This is a genomic window from Streptomyces sp. AM 4-1-1 (assembly GCF_029167625.1).
GTDB lineage: Bacteria > Actinomycetota > Actinomycetes > Streptomycetales > Streptomycetaceae > Streptomyces.
In genome coordinates, this window is sequence record NZ_CP119145.1 from 434,901 (window position 1) to 455,766 (window position 20,866).

A 20,866-nucleotide genomic window follows, 5' to 3' on the forward strand; every position below is an offset into this window, starting at 1 on the left:
ACCAATAGCTCGAACACTCGAGCCTGCCCTGCCCAGTCACATGAGGTCCCATGTTTGCTCCTGCCCGCCTTCTCGCCTTCGCGCTCGTCGCCGCGCTGGCCCTCACCGGCTGCTCGGCCTCCGACTCGTCGGGCGACGGGGACAAGGCGCCCGTCGCGAAGACCCGTACCGTCAAGACCGACTACGGCGAGGTGAAGGTGCCGACCGACCCCAAGCGTGTGGTCGTGCTGAACCATGCCCTCGCCGGGTACCTCTACGACCTCGACGTGCCGGTGCGCGCCACGATTCCCGAGGACGCCGACGGCAAGGGCAAGTTCTCCCCGTACTGGGAGAAGGAGGCGAAGGAGGACGGCACGACGTTCCTGCCGTGGAGCGTCGACGGCTTCGATCTGGAGGCGATCCTCGCCCTCAAGCCCGACCTCATCGTCGGCGGCGGCATCGGCTTCCCGCTGTTCCAGGCGGAGAAGGTGTACGACAACCTCTCCGGCATCGCTCCCACCGTGCTCGTGGGCAAGAAGCTCGGCGACTGGCGGAGCCAGTTCTCCTTCCTCGCCGACGACGTGTTCGGCAAGCCCGACGTCTACGACCGGCACCTGGCCGCCTACGACAAGCGGATCGCCGAGGTGAAGAAGGCGATCACGCCGCCGCCCGGCCCCGTGTCCTTCCTCGCCCTCACCGGCGACGGCACCGCCTACGGCCTTGTGGAGAGCGTGGGCCTGCCCACCGAGTTGAAGAGGGTCGGCATCGAGCCGGCGCCGGTCTTCGCCAAGGGCGGTTTCAAGGTGTACGGGCAGGGCGGTGACATGTTCGAGCTGTCGACCGAGAAGGTGGGCCAGACGATCACCCAGCCGTCCGTGTTCGTCATGGGCTTCAACGCCGACACGACCGACGTCGCCACCCTGAAGAAGAACCCCGTCTACGGCGCGCTGCCCGCCTTCAAGGCGAACCACGCCTACGACCTGCCGTACTGGGTGCTGCGCGGCGACTACGACGAGTCGATGGCCCTGCTCGACATCATCGAGAAGCGGTTCTCCTGATGGCCGCCCAGCGCGCGTACACGACGCACCCCCTCGTCCTGCGCCGGCTCACCGTGCGCCGTGTCCACGAAGTGACCCCCAGGATGCGGCGAGTCGTTCTCGGCGGCGAGGATCTCGCCGCGTTCACCCGCGACGGAATCGGCCGTCCCGCCTTCTCCGCGCCCGGGTTCGACGACCACATCAAGCTGATCCTGGCCGCGGACGGGGACATCCACGCGGCGCTCCCCGCCCAGTTGCCGCACGGCATCGAGTGGACACCGGCCGAACACCGGCTGACCCGTGACTACACACCCCGGCGGGTGGACCTTCAGAAGGGTGAGCTTCACCTCGACTTCGTGGTGCACGGCGAAGGGCCCGCGGAGACATGGTCCGCGGCGGCGCGGGAGGGCGACGAGCTGTGGTTCGTCGGGCCCAAGTCGTCGCTCCGGCTGCCGGAACGGCTGGACTGGATGCTTCTCGTCGGGGACGAGACAGCACTGCCCGCGATCGGCCGCTTCCTCGACGAACGTCCGCTCGACGCCACGGCGCACGTCCTGGTGACCGTCTCGGACGACTCGGCACGCCAGGAACTGGCGCTGCGCGACGGCGACACGATCACCTGGGTGGTCGCGGAGCCGGGTGACGCGGCGGCACTGGACGCCGCCGTCCGCGCGCTGCCGGTGCCGACGGGTGAGGGGTACGCCTGGGCGGCGGCGGAGAGCCGGGCGCTGCTCCCGGTACGCCGGTATCTCCAGCGTGAACGGAAGCTCCCGAAGGACCGTCTGAACATCACGGGTTACTGGCACCGCGAGGAGGCCACCGCGCCGGAAGGGGAGGGCACGGCCGACAACGGCGCTGCCGCCCGCGGCCCCGCCGACGGCCGGGTCCCCTCCCCGCTGCCGTGGCTGGTCACACGGGCCGCGTTGCTGCTCGGCGTCGTCGACGCGGTGGCCGACGCACCGGGACTCCCAGTCGGCGCGCTCGCGACACGCCTGGGCATGCCCGGACCGGGGATCGACGTACTACTTCCACTGCTCGCCGCGTACGACGTGGTCGTCGGTGCCGACGACGGGACCGGGCTGCGCCTCGGCCCGGCGGGTGAGGAACTCCTGGACGACCACGAGCGTGAGGAGTACACCGGCCACGAGGCCGAGCTGCTGCTCGCCCTCACTCACCTCGCTCCCGCGCTCCGCAACGGTACGTCCCCCTGGCGGCTCGCCTCGGGCACCACCCTGCACGACACGGTCACCCACGACGCGGAACGCTACGGCGAACTGGTCGAGGAGTGCGAGCAGTTGGTCTTCCTGCTGGACGGCCTGACGGCCGACCCCCTCTGGGAGGACGTCGGGACCTGCCTCCTGACCGGGCCGGGCAGCGCCTCGGTGGTCGCCGCTCTCGACGACGCCGGACGGCGTCCGCGACTGCGGATCGCGGAGGACGCCACACCGGCCACGGTCCTGCGCGGACAGGTTCCGGCGCCGGAACGTATCGACTGGACGGCCGGCCCCGCCGATGTGGCCGTCGCCGCCAAGGCCCTCGCGTACCGCACCGATCAGGAGGCCACGCTGCTCCTCACTCGGCTCACCGACTGGACCCGGACGGCGGTCCTCGTCGAGGCGTCCCGCCCCGACGGCCTGAGTCCGCACGCGGCGGAGGCGGCCCTGCACGCGTACGGTGCGACCGGCAGCCCCCTGCGCGACTCCGCCGCCATCGCCGCCCTCGCGAAGCGGTCGGGCTGGGACGTCGGCCGGACCATCGCGCTCGGCTGGGGCGCGGAGGCCACTGTCCTGCACCGGGCCTGACGTCCCCGGGCCTCCGGGCCATGGCCGGGACGAGGTCGGCCGCTCCGGGAATTCCCGGAGCGGCCGTGCGGGGCCGAGGATCAGGCGGAGCCTTCCCGCCGTCAGCGAGCGCCACGCGGCGCTCCGCCTCCGCGATGCCACCGGACGGTGAAGATCCACTCCATACACCCCGGCCCCTGACGGAACTCGCTCGTGCGGTGCCGACGAAGTGAGCCGGCGCGGCGGACGACGCGACCTCACGCGAGAAGAAGCCGACCGGACCGAAGCGGACACTCCCCGCACACACCGCCACACACGGAACCCCGCCGGAACAGGCCGCCGGGGGTTCCCCGGCTTGCGTGCGCTCTCCGAGTCGGCCGGCTAACCGAGGAAGCTCAGCCGGACCTGACGGTCGGGATTGTCCTTGTTGGTGTCGACCAGGCAGACGGACTGCCAGGTGCCGAGTTCCAGGTGCCCGCCGATCACCGGCAGGGTGGCGTGCGGGGGCACGAGTGCCGGGAGCACATGGTCGCGGCCGTGTCCCATGCTGCCGTGGCGGTGCTGCCAGCGGTCGTCCGCGGGCAGCACCGTGTGGAGGGTGGCGAGGAGGTCGTCGTCGCTGCCCGCTCCGGTCTCCAGGACGGCGATGCCGGCGGTCGCGTGCGGCACGAAGACGTTGAGCAGACCGTCCCGGCCGTCGGCGGCACGGCCGAGGAACCGTTCGCAGTCGGCCGTCAGGTCCGTGACCGTCTCGGTCGACCCGGTGGTGAGGTGCAGGACGTGGGTGGTGAAGGCGTCGGGCATGCTCCCATCCTCCCGCGCGTGCGGCGGAACGGCACGCTCCGGGGTGGCCGCGCGCGATCGGCCGCACCGACGGGGCATCCCGCTGGGCGTCCGGCCGGGCACCCGGCCGGCCCGTGACAGAGCCGTTGACGGGAAGATCCCCGCCGTTCCGACGGTTGGTAGAAGCGTGAACGGAACCGGGTTGCGTACGGCTGGGAGCGGCGGCGTGGATGTGGACGTGGTCGTGGTCGGCGCCGGGCAGGCGGGGCTGTCCGCCGCCTACCATCTGCGGCGCGCCGGGCTGGCGCCCGACCGTGACTTCGTCGTTCTCGACCACGCTCCGCGTCCCGGTGGTGCCTGGCAGTTCCGGTGGCCCTCGCTCACGTACGGCAAGGTGCACGGGATGCACTCGCTGCCCGGGATGGAGCTGACCGGCGCCGACGACAGCCGGCCGTCGTCCGAGGTGATCGGCGCGTACTTCGCCGAGTACGAGGAGACGTTCGGGCTGAGGGTGCACCGGCCGGTCGAGGTGCGGGCGGTACGCGAGGGCGGCGGCGGGCGGCTGCTGGTCGAGACGTCGGAGGGAACATACCGGGCGCGGGCCCTGATCAACGCCACCGGGACCTGGGACCGGCCGTTCTGGCCGCGTCTTCCGGGTCAGGAGACGTTCCGGGGGCGGCAGTTGCACACCGCGGACTATCCGGGGCCGGAGGAGTTCGCCGGTCTGAGGGTGGTCGTGGTCGGTGGCGGCGCCTCCGGCACCCAGCATCTGATGGAGATCGCGGAGGTGGCGGCGGAGACGCACTGGGTGACCCGCCGGCCCCCCGTGTTCCGTGAGGGACCGTTCGGCGCGGACGAGGGACGGGCGGCCGTCTCGATGGTGGAGGAACGGGTGCGGCGCGGGCTGCCGCCGCGGAGCGTGGTGAGCGTGACCGGTCTGCCGCTCACCGATGCCGTCCGGCGGGCCCGTGCGGAGGGCGTGCTCGACCGGTTGCCGATGTTCGACCGGATCACCCCCGAGGGGGTGGCCTGGGACGACGGCCGGAGCGCCGGCGCGGACGTCATCCTCTGGGCGACCGGGTTCCGGGCCGCCATCGACCATCTGGCGCCGCTGCGGCTGCGTGAACGGGGCGGGGGCATTCGGCTGGACGGCACGCGGGCGGTACGCGATCCACGCGTCCAGCTCGTCGGGTACGGGCCGTCCGCGAGCACCATCGGGGCCAATCGGGCGGGGCGGTCAGCGGTGCGCGCGATCGAGCGGCTGCTCGACCCGGCCGGACGCCGGGAACGTGCGCCGGCCGGGGTGTGACCTGTGACCCGCATCCGGACGGGGGTTGCCCGGGACGGGCGCCATCGGTCTCCGTCCCGGCACGGTCGTACGGCCGGTGGCGTGACCTCGTCCGTCACTCGGTGCCTGGCGGGCGCTCCGGTCACCGGGCCGCCCGCGCGTCATGTGACCGCCGGGGCGAGCGGGGCGTCGCGGCGGACGAGTGCGGCGTAGCGGCCGTCCCGCTGGACCAGTTCCTCGTGCGTGCCGTGTTCGACGGTACGGCCCGCGTGCAGGACGACGATCTGGTCGGCGTCACGGACGGTGGACAGCCGGTGCGCGATGGTGAGGGTGGTCCGGCCTTCCGAGAGGGCGTCGATCGCCTGCTGCACGGCGAATTCCGTACGGGTGTCGAGGGCGCTGGTCGCCTCGTCGAGGATCAGCACGGGCGGATCGCGCAGGATGGTGCGGGCGATGGCCAGGCGCTGTTTCTCGCCGCCCGAGAACCGGTATCCACGCTCGCCCACCAGCGTGTCGTAACCGTCCGGGAGTGCGGCGATGTGGTCGTGGATCTGCGCCGCGCGGGCCGCGGCCTCCAGCTCGGCATCGGTGGCGTCCGGCTTGGCGAAGCGCAGGTTGTCGGCGACCGAGGCGTGGAAGAGGTACGTCTCCTGGGAGACCACGCCGACCGCGCGGGCGAGGGTGTCGAAGTCGAGGTCGCGCACATCGACGCCGTCGATCGTGACCCGGCCGCCCGTGACGTCGTACAGCCTCGGGACGAGGTAGCTGAGCGTGGATTTGCCGGAGCCGGTGGGGCCGACGACGGCCAGGCTGTGGCCCGCGGGCACGGTCACGTCTATGCCGCTGAGGGTCGGGCCGCTCTTCTCGTCGTAACTGAACTCGACGTTCTCGAAGCGGACCTCGCCCCGGACCTTGTCCAGGCGGACCGGGTTCTCCGGTTCGTCGATGTCCACCGTGAGGTCCAGATATTCGAAGATGCGCTGGAAGAGGGCGAGCGAGGTCTGCATCTGCACACCGGTGGAGAGCATGCTCACCGCCGGACGGAAGAGGCCCTGCTGGAGCGAGACGAAGGCGACCAGGGTGCCGATGGAGACGGCGGGTCCTCCGGACCCGAGGGCGAGGCCCGCGGCCCAGTAGATGAGGGCGGGCATGGCGGCCATCACGACACCGATCGTCGACATCCGCCAGCGTCCGGCCATGCTGGAGCGCACTTCCAGGTCGACCAGCCGCTCGGACTCCTCGGTGAAGCCCTTGGTCAGGGAGTCCGAGCGGCCCATCGTCCGGCCGAGCAGGATGCCGCTGACCGAGAGCGATTCGGTGACCGTGGCCGCCATGGCCGCCATCTGCTTCTGACGCTGGGTGGTGATCCTCTTCCTCTCGCGGCCGACCCGGCGGCTGATCCAGACGAAGACCGGCAGCAGGAGCAGCGAGACGGCGGTGAGCCGCCAGTCGAGGGCCAGCATGGCGACGACGGTCGCCGTCACCGCCGTGAGGTTGGAGACGAGCGAGGTGGCGGTGGAGGTGACCGTCGCCTGCATTCCGCCGATGTCGTTGGCGATGCGGGACTGGACCTCTCCGGTGCGGGTCCTGGTGAAGAAGGCGAGCGGCATCCGCTGGAGCTGGGTGTAGACCGCGGTGCGCAGGTCGTGCATCACGCGCTGGCCGACCGTGGTGGAGATCAGGGTCTGCAGGACGCCGAAGACGCCGTTCAGCACGGCGGTGAGGATCATGCCGAGCGCGAGCAGCGAGAGCAGCCCGGTGCGGCCGTCGGGGATGGCGGTGTCCAGGATCTCCCGGAGCAGGAACGGCGAGGCCACCGACACCAGGGACGAGGCACCGACGAGCAGCCCGACCAGTGCGAGCCGGGCGCGGTAGGGGCGGAAGAGACGGACGATCCGGCGCAGCTCACCGGGTGAGCGGTCGGCGTCTCCGGGCGGCGAGGGGGTCCAGGTGGGTTCGTCGGGTTTCATGTGCTCCTTCGTCGGGTGTGCGGGAGACGTCGGGCGGACGCCGCGAGGGGGCGGAGGATCGGGCGGATGAGAGCATAGCTCATTGTTACCTTCGTTCACAATGAACCAGCTCCTGATATTGTTCCCGCATGGATTCCCCCGACGCCGACGGCCCGCTGGCCGAGCAGTTGCTGCGGCTGACCCGCAGGCTGCACCGCATCCAGAGCCGCCAGCTGGAGCCGATCGGCATCACCCCCGCCCAGTTCCGGCTGCTGCGCACGGTCGCCCACTGCGACGGACCGCCCCGGATGGCGGATCTCGCGCAGCGGCTGGACGTCGTGCCGCGCGCGGTGACCAGCCTGGTGGACGGCCTGGAGGCGAGCGGCCGGGTGCGGCGCGCGGCCGATCCGGCCAATCGACGGGTGGTGCGTGTCGAGATCACCGAGGAGGGCCGCGCCACCCTCCGCTCGCTGCGCGACGCGCGCCGCGCCGCCGCGGAGGAGATCCTGGCTCCGTTGAACACCGAGCAGCGCGAGACGCTCGGCGAACTGCTGTCCGCGCTGGTGGACGGCATGCCGAGGCATCGCGGCTGAACCGCGTCGCCCGTACCGGCCGCGGACCCGCCGCACCCGCGCCGCGCCGTCCGTGACACCGTTGCATGGACCACCGAGTTACCGAGGGGATGTCGACATGCCGCTGCTGGAGCCGAATCCGGAAGCCCTCCGCCCTGGCCTCGCGCGGGCCGCGTCCCACGACCGGGTGCCCGACCGGCAGGCGTCCGGCACGCCCGAACCACTGCGCGGCGAGCTGACCGCCCTCCTCGGCCCCTCGAAGGTGCTGTGGAAGGTCTCCGATCTCGTCCGCTACGCCTCCGACGCCAGCCCGTACCGCTTCCTGCCGCAGGTCGTCGTGGTCCCGGAGGACATCGACGACATCTCGGCGATCCTGTCCTACGCCCACGGCAAGGGGCGCGAGGTCGTCTTCCGGGCGGCGGGCACCAGTCTGAACGGCCAGGCGCAGGGCGAGGACATCCTCGTCGACGTACGACGCCACTGGACGGGCATCGAGGTCCTGGACGGCGGGGCACGGGCACGCGTCGCCCCGGGCACGACGGTCATGCGGGCCAACGCCACCCTCGCCCGGTACGGCCGGCTCCTGGGCCCCGACCCGGCCAGCGCGATCGCCTGCACGGTCGGCGGTGTCGTCGCCAACAACGCCTCGGGGATGACGGCGGGCACCACCCGCAACTCGTACCGGACGGTCTCCTCGCTGACCTTCGTCCTGCCGACCGGCACCGTCGTCGACACGGGTGACCCGGCCGCCGACGAGCTGCTGCTCGGGGCCGAGCCCCGGCTGTGCGGGGAACTGCTGGCGCTCAAGGCGGAGATCGAGGCGGACCCGGCGCTCACGGCACGCATCCGCGCGAAGTACGAGATCAAGAACACCAACGGCTACCGGCTCGACGCGTTCCTCGACGGGGCGACGCCCGTCGAGATCCTGCGCGGTCTGATGGTCGGCTCCGAGGGCACCTTCGGTTTCATCTCCGAGGTCGTCTTCGACACGCTGCCGCTGGACCGGAAGGTCTCCACGGCGCTGCTCTTCTTCCCGTCGCTGTCCGCCGCGGCCGCCGCCGTGCCGCGCTTCAACGAGGCGGGCGCGGTGGCCGTCGAGGTGATGGACGGCAACACACTGCGCGCCTCGGTGAGCGTCCAGGGCGTCCCCTCGGACTGGGCGGCGCTGCCCAAGGGAGCCGCCGCGCTCCTGGTCGAGTTCCGCGCCCCCGACGAGGAGCGCAGACAGGAGTACGAGCGCGCGGCGGCCGAGGTCGTCCGAGGGCTCGAACTCGTCAGGCCGGTCCCCTCCGTCACCAACGCGTTCACCCGCGACGCCGGGACGATCTCCGGGTACTGGAAGGCCCGCAAGGCGTTCGTCACCGCGGTCGGCGGCTCCCGTCCGTCCGGTACGACGCTGATCACCGAGGACTTCGCCGTTCCGCCCTCGCGGCTGGCCGAGGCGTGTGAGGCCCTGCTCGAACTCCAGTCGCGGCACGGCTTCGACGCGGCCGTCGCGGGCCACGCGGCGCACGGCAATCTGCACTTCCTGCTGGCCTTCGACGCGGCGAAGCCGTCGGACGTCGACCGCTACGCCGCGTTCATGGACGAGTTCTGCGCGCTCGTCGTCGACCGCTTCGACGGTTCGCTGAAGGCGGAGCACGCGACCGGCCGCAACATCGCTCCCTTCCTGGAGCTGGAGTGGGGGCCCAGGGCGACGGAGCTCATGTGGCGTACGAAGCAGATCATCGACCCCGACGGGGTGCTGGCGCCGCGGATCGTCCTGGACCGCGACCCGAAGGCCCATCTGCGCGGCCTGAAGACGATCCCGAAGGTCGAGCCGGTGGCCGACCCGTGCATCGAGTGCGGCTTCTGCGAACCGACCTGCCCCAGCGAGGACCTGACGACCACGCCCCGTCAGCGCATCGTGCTGCGGCGCGAGATGATGCGCCAGGAGGACGGTTCACCGGTCGAGTCGAGCCTGCTCGACGCCTACGGCTACGACGCGGTCGACACCTGCGCGGGCGACTCCACCTGCAAGCTCGCCTGCCCGGTCGGGATCGACACCGGGGCGATGATGAAGGACTTCCGCCACCACCGGCACTCGCCGCGCGAGGAGCGGATCGCGGCGCTCACCGCGAAGCACTTCAGGGCGGTCGAGGCGTCGGCCCGTCTCGCGGTCGCCGCCGCCGACCGGATCGGTGACCGGATCGGCGACGGGTTCCTGGAATCCGTCACCCGGCTGGCCCGCAGGGCCGTACGCCCCGACCTGGTGCCCGAATGGCTGCCCGAGATCCCCGGGGCCGCGGCACGGAAGCTGCCCCGCACCTCCCGTGCCGGGGCGAGCGCCGTCTACTACCCGGCGTGCGTCAACCGCATCTTCGCGGGACCCGAGGGCCGCCGCGAGCCGTCACTCGCGCAGGCCCTGGTCGCCGTCTCCCGGCGGGCCGGCAGGCCGGTGTGGATTCCCGAGGACGTCGCGGGCACCTGCTGCTCGACGATCTGGCACTCCAAGGGATACGACGAGGCCAACACGGTGATGGCCAACCGCATCGTGGAGGCTGCCTGGGGCTGGACGGCGGGCGGCGCGCTGCCCCTGGTCGTCGACGCCTCCTCGTGCACCCTGGGCATCGCCCATGAGGTGGTGCCGTACCTCACCGACGACAATCGCGCACTGCACCGCGAGCTGACCGTCGTCGACTCGCTCGTCTGGGCGGCCGACGAACTCCTCCCCCACCTCACCGTGCTCCACAGAACCGGTTCCGCGGTGGTGCACCCGACGTGTTCCATGCAGCACCTGGGCGACGAGGCGCAGTTGCGCACCCTGGCCGAGGCCTGCGCGGACGAGGTCGTCGTACCGGACGACGCGGGCTGCTGCGCCTTCGCGGGTGACCGCGGCATGCTGCACAAGGAGTTGACGGACTCGGCGACGTCCAAGGAGGCCGCCGAGGTCAACTCCCGCGAGTACGACGCGTATCTGTCCGCGAACCGGATGTGTGAGATCGGCATGGACCGGGCGACGGGCCGGCGCTACCACTCCGTCCTGATGGAACTGGAACGCGCGACCCGGCCGACGGGCCGCCCCTGACCCCGCCCCGGACAGAGCGGAGCGGCCCCCTCCGCGCTGTCCGGTGCCGGCCGGCCGGCGGCCTCGGCCCGTAAAACCGATTGCTCCGACCGGTGTCCCCGGGTGAACCTTGCACGGCTCGGGTCACCGCCATGACCGGCCGACCGGGTCCCGGCGAGCCGCGACGAGCCACTCGTCCGCCGGACCGACCGATCCACCGAACCATGGGGCGTCATGCAGATTCGCGATCTTCCGTTCCCCGATCCCGGCGATCCCGATGTCCGTTCCGGCCCACGCTTCCTGCTCTGGCTCGGGCGCGGCCAGCTCGGCGGCCAGCTCAAGGCCCTCGGCTGGGGACTGCTCCAACAGTGCACCCTCGCCGGATTCCCGCTCGGCGTCGGGCTCGGCGTGCAGGCCGTCGTGGAGCGCTCCGGCAGCCGGCTGGCACTGGCCGGCGGACTGATCCTGGTCCTCGGCGCGCTGATGGCGGTGGGCGACACCATGCTGCACCGCGCGGCCATCACCAACTGGATCACCGCCGCCGCCCGGGTCCAGCAGCTGCTGGTCCGCCGGACCGCCGAACTGGGCGCCGCGCTGACCCGCCGGGTCGCGGCGGGTGAGGTGGTGGCGGTGTCGACCGGTGACGTCGAGAAGATCGGCTGGTTCGTGGAGGCGCTGTCGCGTTTCGCCGCCGCGGCAGCGGCCCTCCTGCTGACCTGTGTCGGTCTCATCCTCTATCTGCCCTCGCTGGGGTTGCTCGTGGCGCTCGCGGTACCGGTCCTGGCACTGGCCGTACTGCCCCTGCTGCCCCCGGCCACCCGGCGCGCCGACCTCCAGCGCGAGAAGGCGGGCCGGGCGACCGAGCTGGCGTCGGACACCGTCGCCGGACTGCGGGTGCTGCGCGGCATCGGCGGGGAGGAACTGTTCCTCGGCCGCTACCGGCGCGCCTCCCAGGAAGTACGCCGGGCCGCCGTGCGCAGCGCCCGGATGTGGGCGCTGATCTCGGCGGTCCAGGTGCTGCTGCCGGGGCTGCTGCTCATCGCGCTCGTCTGGTACGGGACGGTGCTCGCCCGCGACGGCCGGATCGAGGTCGGCCAGCTGGTCACGGTCTACAGCGCGGCGACGCTGATGCTGTTCCCGCTGCGGCACTTCGAGGAGATCGCCATGGCGTACTCCTTCTCCCGGCCCTCCGCGCAACGCGCGGTCCGGGTGCTCTCGCTGCGCCGCGCCGCGGGCCCGTCCACCGTCGACGCCGCGCCGACCGGGGATCTGTACGACCCGGTGACCGGGCTGCTGGCGCCGGCGGGACTGTTCACCGCGGTGGTCTGCGGCGATCCGGACGCGGCGGGCCGGCTGGCCGAACGGCTCGGCGGACACGCCCAGGACGAGGAGACCGACCGCACCGGACCGGACCGGGACGGTCCCGGGGACCGGCCGCCGGGCACCCCGTCCGTGCTGCTCGGCGGCGTACCGCTGGACGAGCTGCCGCTGGACTCGGCCCGGACCTCGGTCCTGGTCCAGGACAAGGACCCGGTGCTGCTCTCCGGAACGCTGCGGGAACTGCTCGACGTACCGGCGTCCGGTCTCGTCGACGCCGGCGCGGCGCTGGACGCGGCCCAGTGCGGGGACGTGCTGGACGCGCTGGCGCAGACGTCCACGCACCGGGACGGCGACCCGATGGAGACCCGGATCACCGAACGCGGCCGGTCGCTCTCGGGCGGCCAGCGACAGCGGCTCGCACTGGCCCGATCGCTGGTGACCGACCCGGGGGTGCTGGTCCTGGACGAGCCGACGTCCGCCGTCGACTCGCACACCGAGGCCCGGGTCGCCGCAGGGGTCAAGGGGCTGCGTGAGGGCCGTACGACGGTGGCGTTCGCCTCGTCACCGCTGCTGCTGGACCTCGCGGACCGGGTGGTCCTGGTCCATCAGGACACCGTGGCCGCCGTCGGTACGCACCGCGAACTGCTGCGCACCGAACCGCGCTACCGGGCGGTCGTCACCCGTGACACCGAGGACCCGCCCATGGCCCCGCCCTCGTTCACCGCCCCGCACGCCCCGGACGGTGCGCACCCCACGCACACCACGCACACGGTCGGGAAGACCGCGGAGATCGAGGAGAGGGCATGATCGGCGTCGAGCGACCCGCGTACGACCCCGCCGCCCCGGAGTCGGCGGCGACCCTGCCGGTGGGCACGTCGGCGACCGTACGGGCCTATGTGCGGGAGCTGGCGAGTCGCCACAGGCGGGCCTTCGCCGTGCTCATCGGGGCCAACGCCGTCGCGGTGATCGCCTCGATCACCGGCCCCTACCTGCTGGGCGGTCTGATCGAGGACCTGTCGAGCGGAGCCGAGGACCTCCACCTGGAGCGCACGATCGCGGTCTTCGTGATCGCGCTGGTGATCCAGACGGTGTTCACCCGGACGACACGGCTGCGCGGCGCGATGCTCGGCGAGGAGATGCTGGCCGATCTGCGCGAGGACTTCCTCGTACGGTCGGTCGGGCTGCCGCCGGGCGTGCTGGAGCGGGCCGGGACGGGTGATCTGCTGTCCCGGATCACCACGGACATCGACCGGCTGGCGAACGCCATGCGCGAAGCGGTACCGCAGCTGGCGATCGGGGTGGTGTGGGTGGCCCTGCTGCTCGGCGCGCTCACGGTCACCGCGCCGCCCCTGGCGCTGTGCGCGCTGATCGCCCTGCCGGTGCTGATCACCGGCTGTCGCTGGTACTTCCGGCGGGCACCGTCCGCGTACCGCTCCGAGGCGGCGGGTTACGCCGCGGTGACGGCCGTGCTCGCGGAGACGGTGGACGCCGGGCGGACCATGGAGGCACACCGCCTCGGTGCCCGCCGGGTGGCGCTGTCGGACCGGCGGATCTCGGAGTGGACCGCGTGGGAGAGGTACACGCTCTTCCTGCGGTCCGTCCTCTTCCCGGTCATCAACGCCACCTATGTGACGATTCTCGGCGCGGTACTGCTGCTGGGCGGCTGGTTCGTGCTGGAGGGGTGGATGTCCGTCGGACAGCTGACGACCGGTGCGCTGCTCTCGCAGATGATGGTCGAACCGATCGGTCTGATCCTGCGCTGGTACGACGAGCTGCAGATCGCCCAGGTATCACTGGCCCGGCTGGTCGGCGTACGGGAGATCGAACCGGACGCGGGTGATGCCGAGGTCGGTCCCGACGGGCGGCACGTCCGGGCGGCCGAGGTGCGCTTCGGCTACAGCGAGGGGGTCGACGTGCTGCACCAGGTGTCGCTGGACGTCACTCCGGGGACCCGGCTGGCGCTGGTCGGCCCGTCCGGTGCGGGAAAGTCGACGCTCGGCCGGCTGCTGGCCGGGATCTACACGCCGCGCTCCGGCGAAGTGACCCTGGGCGGAGCGGAGTTGTCCCGGATGACGGCCGAGCGGGTGCGTTCGCACGTGGCCCTGGTCAATCAGGAGCACCATGTCTTCGTGGGGTCACTGCGCGACAATCTGCTGCTGGCCAGGACCGGCGCCGATGACGCGGAGCTGTGGGCGTCGCTCGCCGCGGTCGACGCGGACGGCTGGGCGAAGGCCCTGGACGACGGACTGGACACGGAGGTCGGTTCGGGCGGCCGGGGCCTGACCCCGGCCCAGGCTCAGCAGGTGGCGCTGGCCAGGCTGGTGCTCGCGGACCCGCACACGCTGGTGCTGGACGAGGCGACCTCGCTGCTGGACCCCCGCGCGGCCCGGCATCTGGAGCGGTCACTGGCCCGGGTGCTCGACGGCCGCACGGTGGTGGCCATCGCGCACCGGCTGCACACCGCGCACGACGCGGACGTGATCGCGGTGGTCGAGCGGGGCCGGATCAGCGAGCTGGGCAGCCACGACGAACTGGTGGCGGCGGACGGCGCGTACGCGGCGCTGTGGCGGTCCTGGCACGGCTGAGGACCGTCCCGGGCGGCCGTTCCGGCAGCTGCCCGCCGGTCGGATCGTGTCGCCCGCGTCTGCGTGCTCCTGCTCCCCTGCCCTGAGCCGGGAGCCCGGAGGGCCGGGGCAAAGGAGCCGGACGCCGGGAGTGCGGCGGCCGGACGCGGAGGCACGGGACCGGGCGCGCGGGGTGCCGGCCGTCCGGTCCGGGCGCCAGGAGCGGCGGCCGGACGCGGACGGCTCAGATGACGTTGAGGGCCGCCGCCGCGCCCACTCCCCCGAGCACCATGAAGGCCGGCATCAGCACCTTCAGCTCCACCCAGCTCCCGGCACGGAACCGGATCGCCTTGGGCGGTCCGATCGGGTACCACCGCTTGCGCCCCACCGGGATCGGCCACAGGACCGGGCACCCCGAGACGGTCAGCGCGTCGCCGATGTCGTGGACCAGGGCTCCCAGGACGATCGGCAGCCCCAGCCACAGGTACTCCTGGCCGGGCGCGGAGAACAGCCAGTCCGAACCGTTGCCCGGCTTGTCCAGGACCCCCGCCAGAATCCACGCGCTGGTCGCCCCGAGCAGCCACACCAGCACATCGCTGGACATCCGCGCGGCCCGCCAGAGCAGCCCTTCGACGGCCAGCACCAGATGGACGAAGAGGATGGCGAGGACGGCCCACCGGCCGCCGGTGATCGCCGCGGCCGACGCCCCGCCGCCGATCAGTACCGCCCAGAGCCAGGTGTGCGTCAGGGTCCGGTGGCCGCCGTTCCTGCGCGGGTCGCCCTTCATCCGGGTCGCCTGGTAGACGGCGTGCGAGAGCTTGTCGACGATCTCGCACAGCCCCCGGGAGACCGGGCCGAAGGCGCGCGAGATGGTCGCGGACCTGTGGTCGAGGTCGGGGGCCAGGGCCGCACCCGCGGTGATCAGCGCCCCTACGGCCAGGACCGGCCACGGCATCGGCCGGTCGGCCGCCGCCGCGGCGGCGCCCACCCCCAGCCAGGCCGCTGCCCCTGACAGAGAGTGTGCCGGTCCCATCATGGTCGTTCCCGCCCCCATCACCGCTGTGGCGCCGACGCAGCCGCGAGGGCGTTCCAGGACGTCACGGACGCCGGGCCATCGCGGTTGTCGTACCGCCGAGTTGAGTGGGCAGCGTATCGTCCGTGATCTTCGTCCGGTCGTCCGGTTCCCTCCTGGGGGCCGAAGGCAGGCAAGATGGGGGGGTGACCCTTATCGATCAGCTGCCCCCGACCGACGACCCGGACGCCCTCTTCGAGGCCTTCTCGTCATGGACCGAGACCCAGGGCATCACCCTCTATCCGGCTCAGGAAGAGGCGCTGATCGAGGTGGTCTCCGGGGCCAACGTGATCCTCTCCACCCCCACCGGCTCGGGGAAGAGCCTGGTCGCGGCCGGTGCGCACTTCACCGCGCTGGCCCAGGACAAGGTCACCTTCTACACCGCGCCGATCAAGGCGCTGGTCTCGGAGAAGTTCTTCGACCTGTGCAAGCTCTTCGGCACGGAGAACGTCGGCATGCTCACCGGTGACGCGTCGGTGAACGCCGACGCCCCGGTGATCTGCTGCACCGCCGAGGTGCTGGCCTCCATCGCGCTGCGTGACGGCAGGTACGCGGACATCGGCCAGGTCGTGATGGACGAGTTCCACTTCTACGCCGAGCCGGACCGTGGCTGGGCCTGGCAGATCCCGCTGCTGGAACTGCCGCAGGCCCAGTTCGTGCTGATGTCCGCGACGCTCGGTGACGTCTCGATGTTCGAGAAGGACCTGACCCGCCGCACCGGCCGCCCCACCTCCGTGGTGCGCTCCGCGACCCGGCCGGTCCCGCTCTCGTACGAGTACCGGCTGACCCCGATCACCGAGACGCTGACCGAACTCCTCGACACCCGCCAGGCCCCGGTCTACATCGTGCACTTCACGCAGGCCGCGGCCGTGGAGCGGGCCCAGTCGCTGATGAGCATCAACATGTGCACCCGGGAGGAGAAGGACCGGATCGCCGATCTGATCGGCGGCTTCCGCTTCACCACGAAGTTCGGCCAGAACCTCTCCCGCTATGTGCGGCACGGCATCGGGGTGCACCACGCCGGCATGCTCCCGAAGTACCGCCGTCTCGTCGAGAAGCTGGCCCAGGCCGGTCTGCTGAAGGTCATCTGCGGTACGGACACCCTGGGCGTGGGGGTGAACGTCCCCATCCGCACGGTGCTGTTCACGGCCCTGACCAAGTACGACGGCACCCGGGTCCGCACGCTGCGCGCCCGTGAGTTCCACCAGATCGCGGGCCGCGCCGGGCGGGCCGGTTTCGACACGGCGGGCCTGGTCGTCGCCCAGGCGCCCGAGCACGTCATCGAGAACGAGAAGGCGCTCGGCAAGGCGGGCGACGACCCGAAGAAGCGCCGCAAGGTGGTCCGCAAGAAGGCCCCCGAGGGCTTCGTCGCCTGGTCGGAGACCACCTTCGACAAGCTCATCACCTCCGACCCCGAGCCGCTGACGTCCCGTTTCCGGGTCACGCACACCATGCTGCTGTCCGTGATCGCCCGGCCGGGCAACGCGTTCGAGGCGATGCGCCACCTGCTGGAGGACAACCACGAGCCGCGCAAGGCGCAGCTGCGCCACATCCGCCGGGCCATCGCCATCTACCGCTCGCTGCTCGACGGCGGTGTGGTGGAGCGACTGGCCGAGCCGGACGCCGAAGGCAGGATCGTCCGGCTCACCGTCGATCTCCAGCAGGACTTCGCGCTCAACCAGCCGCTGTCGACGTTCGCGCTGGCCGCGTTCGAGCTGCTGGACCCCGAGTCCCCCTCGTACGCCCTGGACATGGTGTCCGTGGTGGAGTCGACGCTCGACGACCCCCGGCAGATCCTCGCGGCGCAGCAGAACAAGGCGCGCGGCGAGGCCATCGGGCAGATGAAGGCGGACGGCGTCGAGTACGAGGAGCGGATGGAACGGCTCCAGGACGTGACGTACCCGAAGCCGCTGAGCGAGCTCTTGTGGCACGCGTACGACGTGTACCGCAAGAGCCACCCGTGGGTCGGTGACCATCCGGTGTCGCCGAAGACCGTGATCCGGGACATGTACGAACGGGCCATGACCTTCACGGAGTTCACCTCGAACTACGAGCTGGCCCGGACCGAGGGCATTGTGCTGCGCTACCTCGCGAGCGCGTACAAGGCGCTGGAGCACACCATTCCGGACGATCTGAAGTCGGAGGACCTGGAGGATCTGATCGCCTGGCTGGGCGAGATGGTGCGTCAGGTGGACTCCAGTCTGCTCGACGAGTGGGAACAGCTCGCCAATCCCGAGGTGGAGACCGCCGAGCAGGCGCAGGAGCGGGCCGACGAGGTCAAGCCGGTCACCGCCAACGCGCGGGCCTTCCGGGTGCTGGTGCGCAACGCGATGTTCCGCCGGGTGGAGCTGGCCGCGCTGGACAAGGTCGGTGCGCTGGGCGAGCTGGACGCCGGGTCCGGCTGGGACGAGGACGCCTGGGGCGAGGCGATGGACGCGTACTGGGACGAGTACGACGATCTGGGCACCGGGCCCGACGCCCGTGGCCCGAAGCTGCTGAAGATCGACGAGGACCCGGAGCACGGTCTGTGGCGGGTGCGGCAGACGTTCGCCGATCCCAACGGCGACCACGACTGGGGAATCGGCGCGGAGGTCGATCTGGCGGCCTCCGACGAGGAGGGCCGGGCGGTCGTGCGGGTCACGTCCGTCGGGCAGCTGTCCGCCGCCGGACAGTCGTGAACGGGTCGTCGGACGGCTCATGGCCGCCCGGCGGGCCGGGCGCCGGACCGTCGGTCCGTGTCGGGTCCGTCGTGTCCCGGCCGGACCGGCGCCCTCGTCCGTACGGTGGTACCGCCCGTACGTACCGCTGACACCGCACGCGAAAGGTCCTCGCCCATGACCGAGATCGTCTCCCTGTCCGGCCCCGAACTGGTCACCTACGCGGACGAGTTGGCTGCCCTTCTGGTGGAGTCCGTGACCGGCGGCGCCTCGATGGGCTTCCTCGCGCCGCTCGACCGGGGCGTGGCGGCGCAGTGGTGGCGCGAGCAGGCCGCCGCGGTGGAGGCCGGGCACCGCCAGGTCTGGATCGCGAGGGACGACGAGCGGGTGGCGGGGACGGTCAGCCTGGTCCGGGCGCTGCTGCCGAACGCCCGGCACCGGGCGGAGGTCGCCAAGCTGATGGTCCGTCCGTCCGCCCGTGGCCAGGGCGTGGACGCCGCCCTGCTGGCCGCCGTCGAGCGCGCGGCGGCGGGGGCGGGCGTGACGCTGCTGCTCCTGGACACCGAGACGGACTGTCCGGCGGAACGGCTCTACCGTTCGGCGGGCTGGACACGCTGCGGGTCCGTGCCGGACTACGCGGCGGACCCGGCCGGGGTGCTGCGGCCGACGACCTTCTACTACAAGGCCGTGGGCGCCGCGGCCGGGCCGGAGCGGCGGGACGCCGACGCTCCGGCCTGAGGCCACGGGGACGTGGCGCGGCACCGCGAGAGCGCAGGGGTGGGACCGGCCCACCGGCTTCGTGCCCGGGGGTCCCCGCGCGCCACAATGAGGGCAAGAGCCATACCGACGAGGAGAGTTCCATGACGCTGTACGACATCGCGCTGCACACCCTGTCCGGCGAGCCGACGACGCTGGCGGCCTACCGCGGCAAGGCGGTCCTGGTGGTGAACGTCGCCTCCAGGTGCGGGCTCACTCCGCAGTACGCCGGTCTTGAGCGGCTGCAGAAGGAGTACGCGGACCGCGGGTTCACCGTCCTCGGCGTTCCGTGCAACCAGTTCGCCGGGCAGGAGCCGGGCAGCGCGGAGGAGATCGCGACGTTCTGCTCGTCGACGTACGGGGTCAGCTTCCCGCTGCTGGCGAAGACCGAGGTGAACGGCGACGGCCGGCACCCGCTCTACACCGAGCTGACGCGGCTGGCGGACGCCGAGGGCGAGGCCGGTGACGTCCGGTGGAACTTCGAGAAGTTCCTGATCTCCCCGGCCGGTGAGCCGGTCGCCCGCATCCGTCCCCGCACCGAGCCGGACGCCCCCGAGGTCGTCGCGGCCATCGAGGCACAGCTCCCCGCCTGACACCGGGTCCGCGAACGGCGGACCTGACGCGTGGAGGCGCGGCGCCCGCGGGTCGCGGGCGCCGCGCCTTCGCCGCACGGGCCCGGGGTCAGCGGATCGGCATCCCCGACAGGGCGCGGGCGATCACCAGCCGCTGGATCTCGCTGGTGCCCTCGAAGATGGTGTAGATCGCGGCGTCGCGGTGCATGCGCTCCACCGGGTACTCGCGGGTGAAGCCGTTGCCGCCGAGTATCTGGACGGCCTGCGCGGTGACCTTCTTGGCCGTCTCGCTCGCGAACAGCTTCGACATCGACCCTTCGGCCGAGGTGAACGGCTTGCCCGCGCTCGCCATCCAGGAGGCCCGCCAGACCAGCAGCCGGGCCGCGTCGATCCCGGTGCGCATGTCGGCGAGCTGGAAGGCGACGCCCTGGTTGTCGATGATCGGGCGGCCGAACTGGGTGCGGGTCCCGGCGTAGTCGAGCGCGACCTCGTACGCGGCGCGGGCGGTGCCGACGGCCATGGCGCCGACCGCCGGGCGGGATGCCTCGAAGGTGGCCATCGCGGCGTTCTTGACGCGCTCACCACCGGCGGCGGCGCGTTCCCGGGCGCGGGCGAGGCGTTCGTCGAGCTTCTGCTTCCCGCCGAGCAGGCAGTGGCCGGGGACCCGGGCGTCCTCAAGGACGACCTCGGCGGTGTGCGAGGCCCTGATGCCGTGCTTCCTGAACTTCTGCCCCTGGGAGAGTCCGGGGGTGCCCGGCGGCACGATGAAGGAGGCGTGGCCCTTCGAGCCGGCCTCCGGGTCGACGACGGCGACCACCACGTGGACGTCGGCGATGCCGCCGTTCGTCACCCAGGTCTTGGTGCCGTTGAGCACCCACTCGTCCTTGGCCTCGTCGTACACGGCGCGGGTCCGCATGGCGGAGACGTCCGAACCGGCGTCGGGTTCGGAGGAGCAGAAGGCGGCGACCTTCACGTCGGCCGCGTCGCCGTACATCTGCGGGACCCAGGTGCCGATCTGTTCCTCGGTGCCGTTGGCGAGGACACCGACGGCCGCCAGGCCCGTACCGACGAGGGAGAGGCCGATGCCCGCGTCACCCCAGAACAGCTCCTCCATCACCATCGGAATGCCGAGTCCGGTGGGGTCGAAGAACTGCTGGGCGTAGAAGTCGAGGGAGTAGATGCCGAGTTCGGCCGCCTCCTGGATGACCGGCCACGGGGTCTCCTCACGCTCGTCCCACTCCGAAGCGGCCGGTCGCATCACATCCGCGGCGAAGCCGTGCAGCCAGTCGCGGATCTGCTTCTGGTCGTCGTTGAGTTCGAGCGTGAACTCGGCCATGTTCCCCTCCAGGCACTGCCGTCGAAACTGATCGTTACTATCGGTAACAGCAGTCTGTTACCGGCGAGTAGCCTCTGTCAACCCGTCCGGCCGCCCTCCGCGTCGCCCCCGGGCGGGGTGTTACGTTGCGCGTGCGCGACGAACTGCATGGCCA

14 protein-coding genes are annotated in these 20,866 nt (G+C 71.9%); 10 read left to right on the plus strand and 4 right to left on the minus strand.

The genetic code is table 11. The features are described from left to right. Positions 1-50 precede the first annotated feature (50 nt). Positions 51-1,037, plus strand: coding sequence for an ABC transporter substrate-binding protein (locus PZB75_RS01905; RefSeq protein ID WP_275533524.1), 987 nt, complete (start codon positions 51-53; stop codon positions 1,035-1,037). Further along, entirely contained in the window at positions 1,037-2,818 is a 1,782-nt protein-coding gene (locus tag PZB75_RS01910) for a siderophore-interacting protein (RefSeq protein WP_275533525.1), read from the plus strand. Before PZB75_RS01905 ends, PZB75_RS01910 begins: the two co-directional genes overlap by 1 nt. A gap of 360 nt (positions 2,819-3,178) precedes the next feature. Here PZB75_RS01910 and PZB75_RS01915 read toward each other — a convergent pair whose 3' ends face one another. Continuing rightward, complete coding sequence (locus PZB75_RS01915) at positions 3,179-3,601, minus strand: YjbQ family protein (RefSeq protein WP_275533526.1); 423 nt, start codon at positions 3,599-3,601, stop codon at positions 3,179-3,181. Positions 3,602-3,806: 205 nt separating this feature from the next. Here PZB75_RS01915 and PZB75_RS01920 point away from each other — a divergent pair, with 205 nt between their 5' ends. Continuing rightward, a complete protein-coding gene (locus PZB75_RS01920; protein ID WP_275533527.1) occupies positions 3,807-4,889 on the plus strand; it encodes an NAD(P)-binding domain-containing protein in 1,083 nt (360 codons plus the stop codon). A gap of 140 nt (positions 4,890-5,029) precedes the next feature. Here the strand turns inward: PZB75_RS01920 and PZB75_RS01925 are convergent, their stop codons facing one another. After that, on the minus strand, positions 5,030-6,838 hold the full coding sequence (locus PZB75_RS01925) for an ABC transporter ATP-binding protein (protein ID WP_275533528.1): 1,809 nt from the start codon (positions 6,836-6,838) through the stop codon (positions 5,030-5,032). 128 nt (positions 6,839-6,966) lie between these two features. Between PZB75_RS01925 and PZB75_RS01930 the strand changes: the two genes are divergently transcribed. From PZB75_RS01930 to PZB75_RS01945, 4 genes are all read left to right on the plus strand, one after another. After that, positions 6,967-7,410: a MarR family transcriptional regulator gene (locus PZB75_RS01930; protein ID WP_275533529.1), complete on the plus strand. Its 444-nt coding sequence runs from the start codon at positions 6,967-6,969 to the stop codon at positions 7,408-7,410. 97 nt (positions 7,411-7,507) lie between these two features. After that, positions 7,508-10,456, plus strand: coding sequence for an FAD-binding and (Fe-S)-binding domain-containing protein (locus tag PZB75_RS01935; protein WP_275533530.1), 2,949 nt, complete (start codon positions 7,508-7,510; stop codon positions 10,454-10,456). 213 nt (positions 10,457-10,669) lie between these two features. After that, entirely contained in the window at positions 10,670-12,562 is a 1,893-nt protein-coding gene (locus PZB75_RS01940) for an ABC transporter ATP-binding protein (RefSeq protein WP_275533531.1), read from the plus strand. After that, positions 12,559-14,340, plus strand: a complete 1,782-nt coding sequence (locus PZB75_RS01945; protein WP_275533532.1) for an ABC transporter ATP-binding protein — start codon at positions 12,559-12,561, stop codon at positions 14,338-14,340. The genes PZB75_RS01940 and PZB75_RS01945 overlap by 4 nt, the downstream gene beginning before the upstream one ends. Before the next feature lie 223 nt (positions 14,341-14,563). Here the strand turns inward: PZB75_RS01945 and PZB75_RS01950 are convergent, their stop codons facing one another. After that, entirely contained in the window at positions 14,564-15,355 is a 792-nt protein-coding gene (locus PZB75_RS01950) for a metal-dependent hydrolase (RefSeq protein WP_275533533.1), read from the minus strand. A gap of 182 nt (positions 15,356-15,537) precedes the next feature. Here PZB75_RS01950 and PZB75_RS01955 point away from each other — a divergent pair, with 182 nt between their 5' ends. The 3 genes from PZB75_RS01955 to PZB75_RS01965 all read left to right on the plus strand — a co-directional run bounded on the left by PZB75_RS01955 (position 15,538) and on the right by PZB75_RS01965 (position 19,397). Further along, positions 15,538-18,069, plus strand: a complete 2,532-nt coding sequence (locus tag PZB75_RS01955; protein ID WP_275533534.1) for a DEAD/DEAH box helicase — start codon at positions 15,538-15,540, stop codon at positions 18,067-18,069. Positions 18,070-18,225: 156 nt separating this feature from the next. Then, entirely contained in the window at positions 18,226-18,786 is a 561-nt protein-coding gene (locus PZB75_RS01960; protein ID WP_275533535.1) for a GNAT family N-acetyltransferase, read from the plus strand. Between the two features lie 122 nt (positions 18,787-18,908). Further along, the gene (locus PZB75_RS01965) at positions 18,909-19,397 is read left to right on the plus strand and encodes a glutathione peroxidase (protein WP_275533536.1); all 489 of its coding nucleotides are present in this window, start codon (positions 18,909-18,911) and stop codon (positions 19,395-19,397) included. 88 nt (positions 19,398-19,485) lie between these two features. Here PZB75_RS01965 and PZB75_RS01970 read toward each other — a convergent pair whose 3' ends face one another. After that, on the minus strand, positions 19,486-20,712 hold the full coding sequence (locus tag PZB75_RS01970) for an acyl-CoA dehydrogenase family protein (RefSeq protein ID WP_275533537.1): 1,227 nt from the start codon (positions 20,710-20,712) through the stop codon (positions 19,486-19,488). Between the last annotated feature and the right edge of the window lie 154 nt (positions 20,713-20,866).

What these genes read in the sequence shown, in the direction of transcription:
- PZB75_RS01915 (WP_275533526.1), bottom strand. Translation starts at nt 3,601, where the DNA reads ATGCCCGACGCCTTCACCACCCACGTCCTGCACCTCACCACCGGGTCG.
- PZB75_RS01940 (WP_275533531.1), top strand. Translation starts at nt 10,670, where the DNA reads ATGCAGATTCGCGATCTTCCGTTCCCCGATCCCGGCGATCCCGATGTC.
- PZB75_RS01965 (WP_275533536.1), top strand. Translation starts at nt 18,909, where the DNA reads ATGACGCTGTACGACATCGCGCTGCACACCCTGTCCGGCGAGCCGACG.
- PZB75_RS01905 (WP_275533524.1), top strand. Translation starts at nt 51, where the DNA reads ATGTTTGCTCCTGCCCGCCTTCTCGCCTTCGCGCTCGTCGCCGCGCTG.
- PZB75_RS01970 (WP_275533537.1), bottom strand. Translation starts at nt 20,712, where the DNA reads ATGGCCGAGTTCACGCTCGAACTCAACGACGACCAGAAGCAGATCCGC.
- PZB75_RS01930 (WP_275533529.1), top strand. Translation starts at nt 6,967, where the DNA reads ATGGATTCCCCCGACGCCGACGGCCCGCTGGCCGAGCAGTTGCTGCGG.
- PZB75_RS01950 (WP_275533533.1), bottom strand. Translation starts at nt 15,355, where the DNA reads ATGATGGGACCGGCACACTCTCTGTCAGGGGCAGCGGCCTGGCTGGGG.
- PZB75_RS01925 (WP_275533528.1), bottom strand. Translation starts at nt 6,838, where the DNA reads ATGAAACCCGACGAACCCACCTGGACCCCCTCGCCGCCCGGAGACGCC.
- PZB75_RS01910 (WP_275533525.1), top strand. Translation starts at nt 1,037, where the DNA reads ATGGCCGCCCAGCGCGCGTACACGACGCACCCCCTCGTCCTGCGCCGG.
- PZB75_RS01935 (WP_275533530.1), top strand. Translation starts at nt 7,508, where the DNA reads ATGCCGCTGCTGGAGCCGAATCCGGAAGCCCTCCGCCCTGGCCTCGCG.
- PZB75_RS01945 (WP_275533532.1), top strand. Translation starts at nt 12,559, where the DNA reads ATGATCGGCGTCGAGCGACCCGCGTACGACCCCGCCGCCCCGGAGTCG.
- PZB75_RS01960 (WP_275533535.1), top strand. Translation starts at nt 18,226, where the DNA reads ATGACCGAGATCGTCTCCCTGTCCGGCCCCGAACTGGTCACCTACGCG.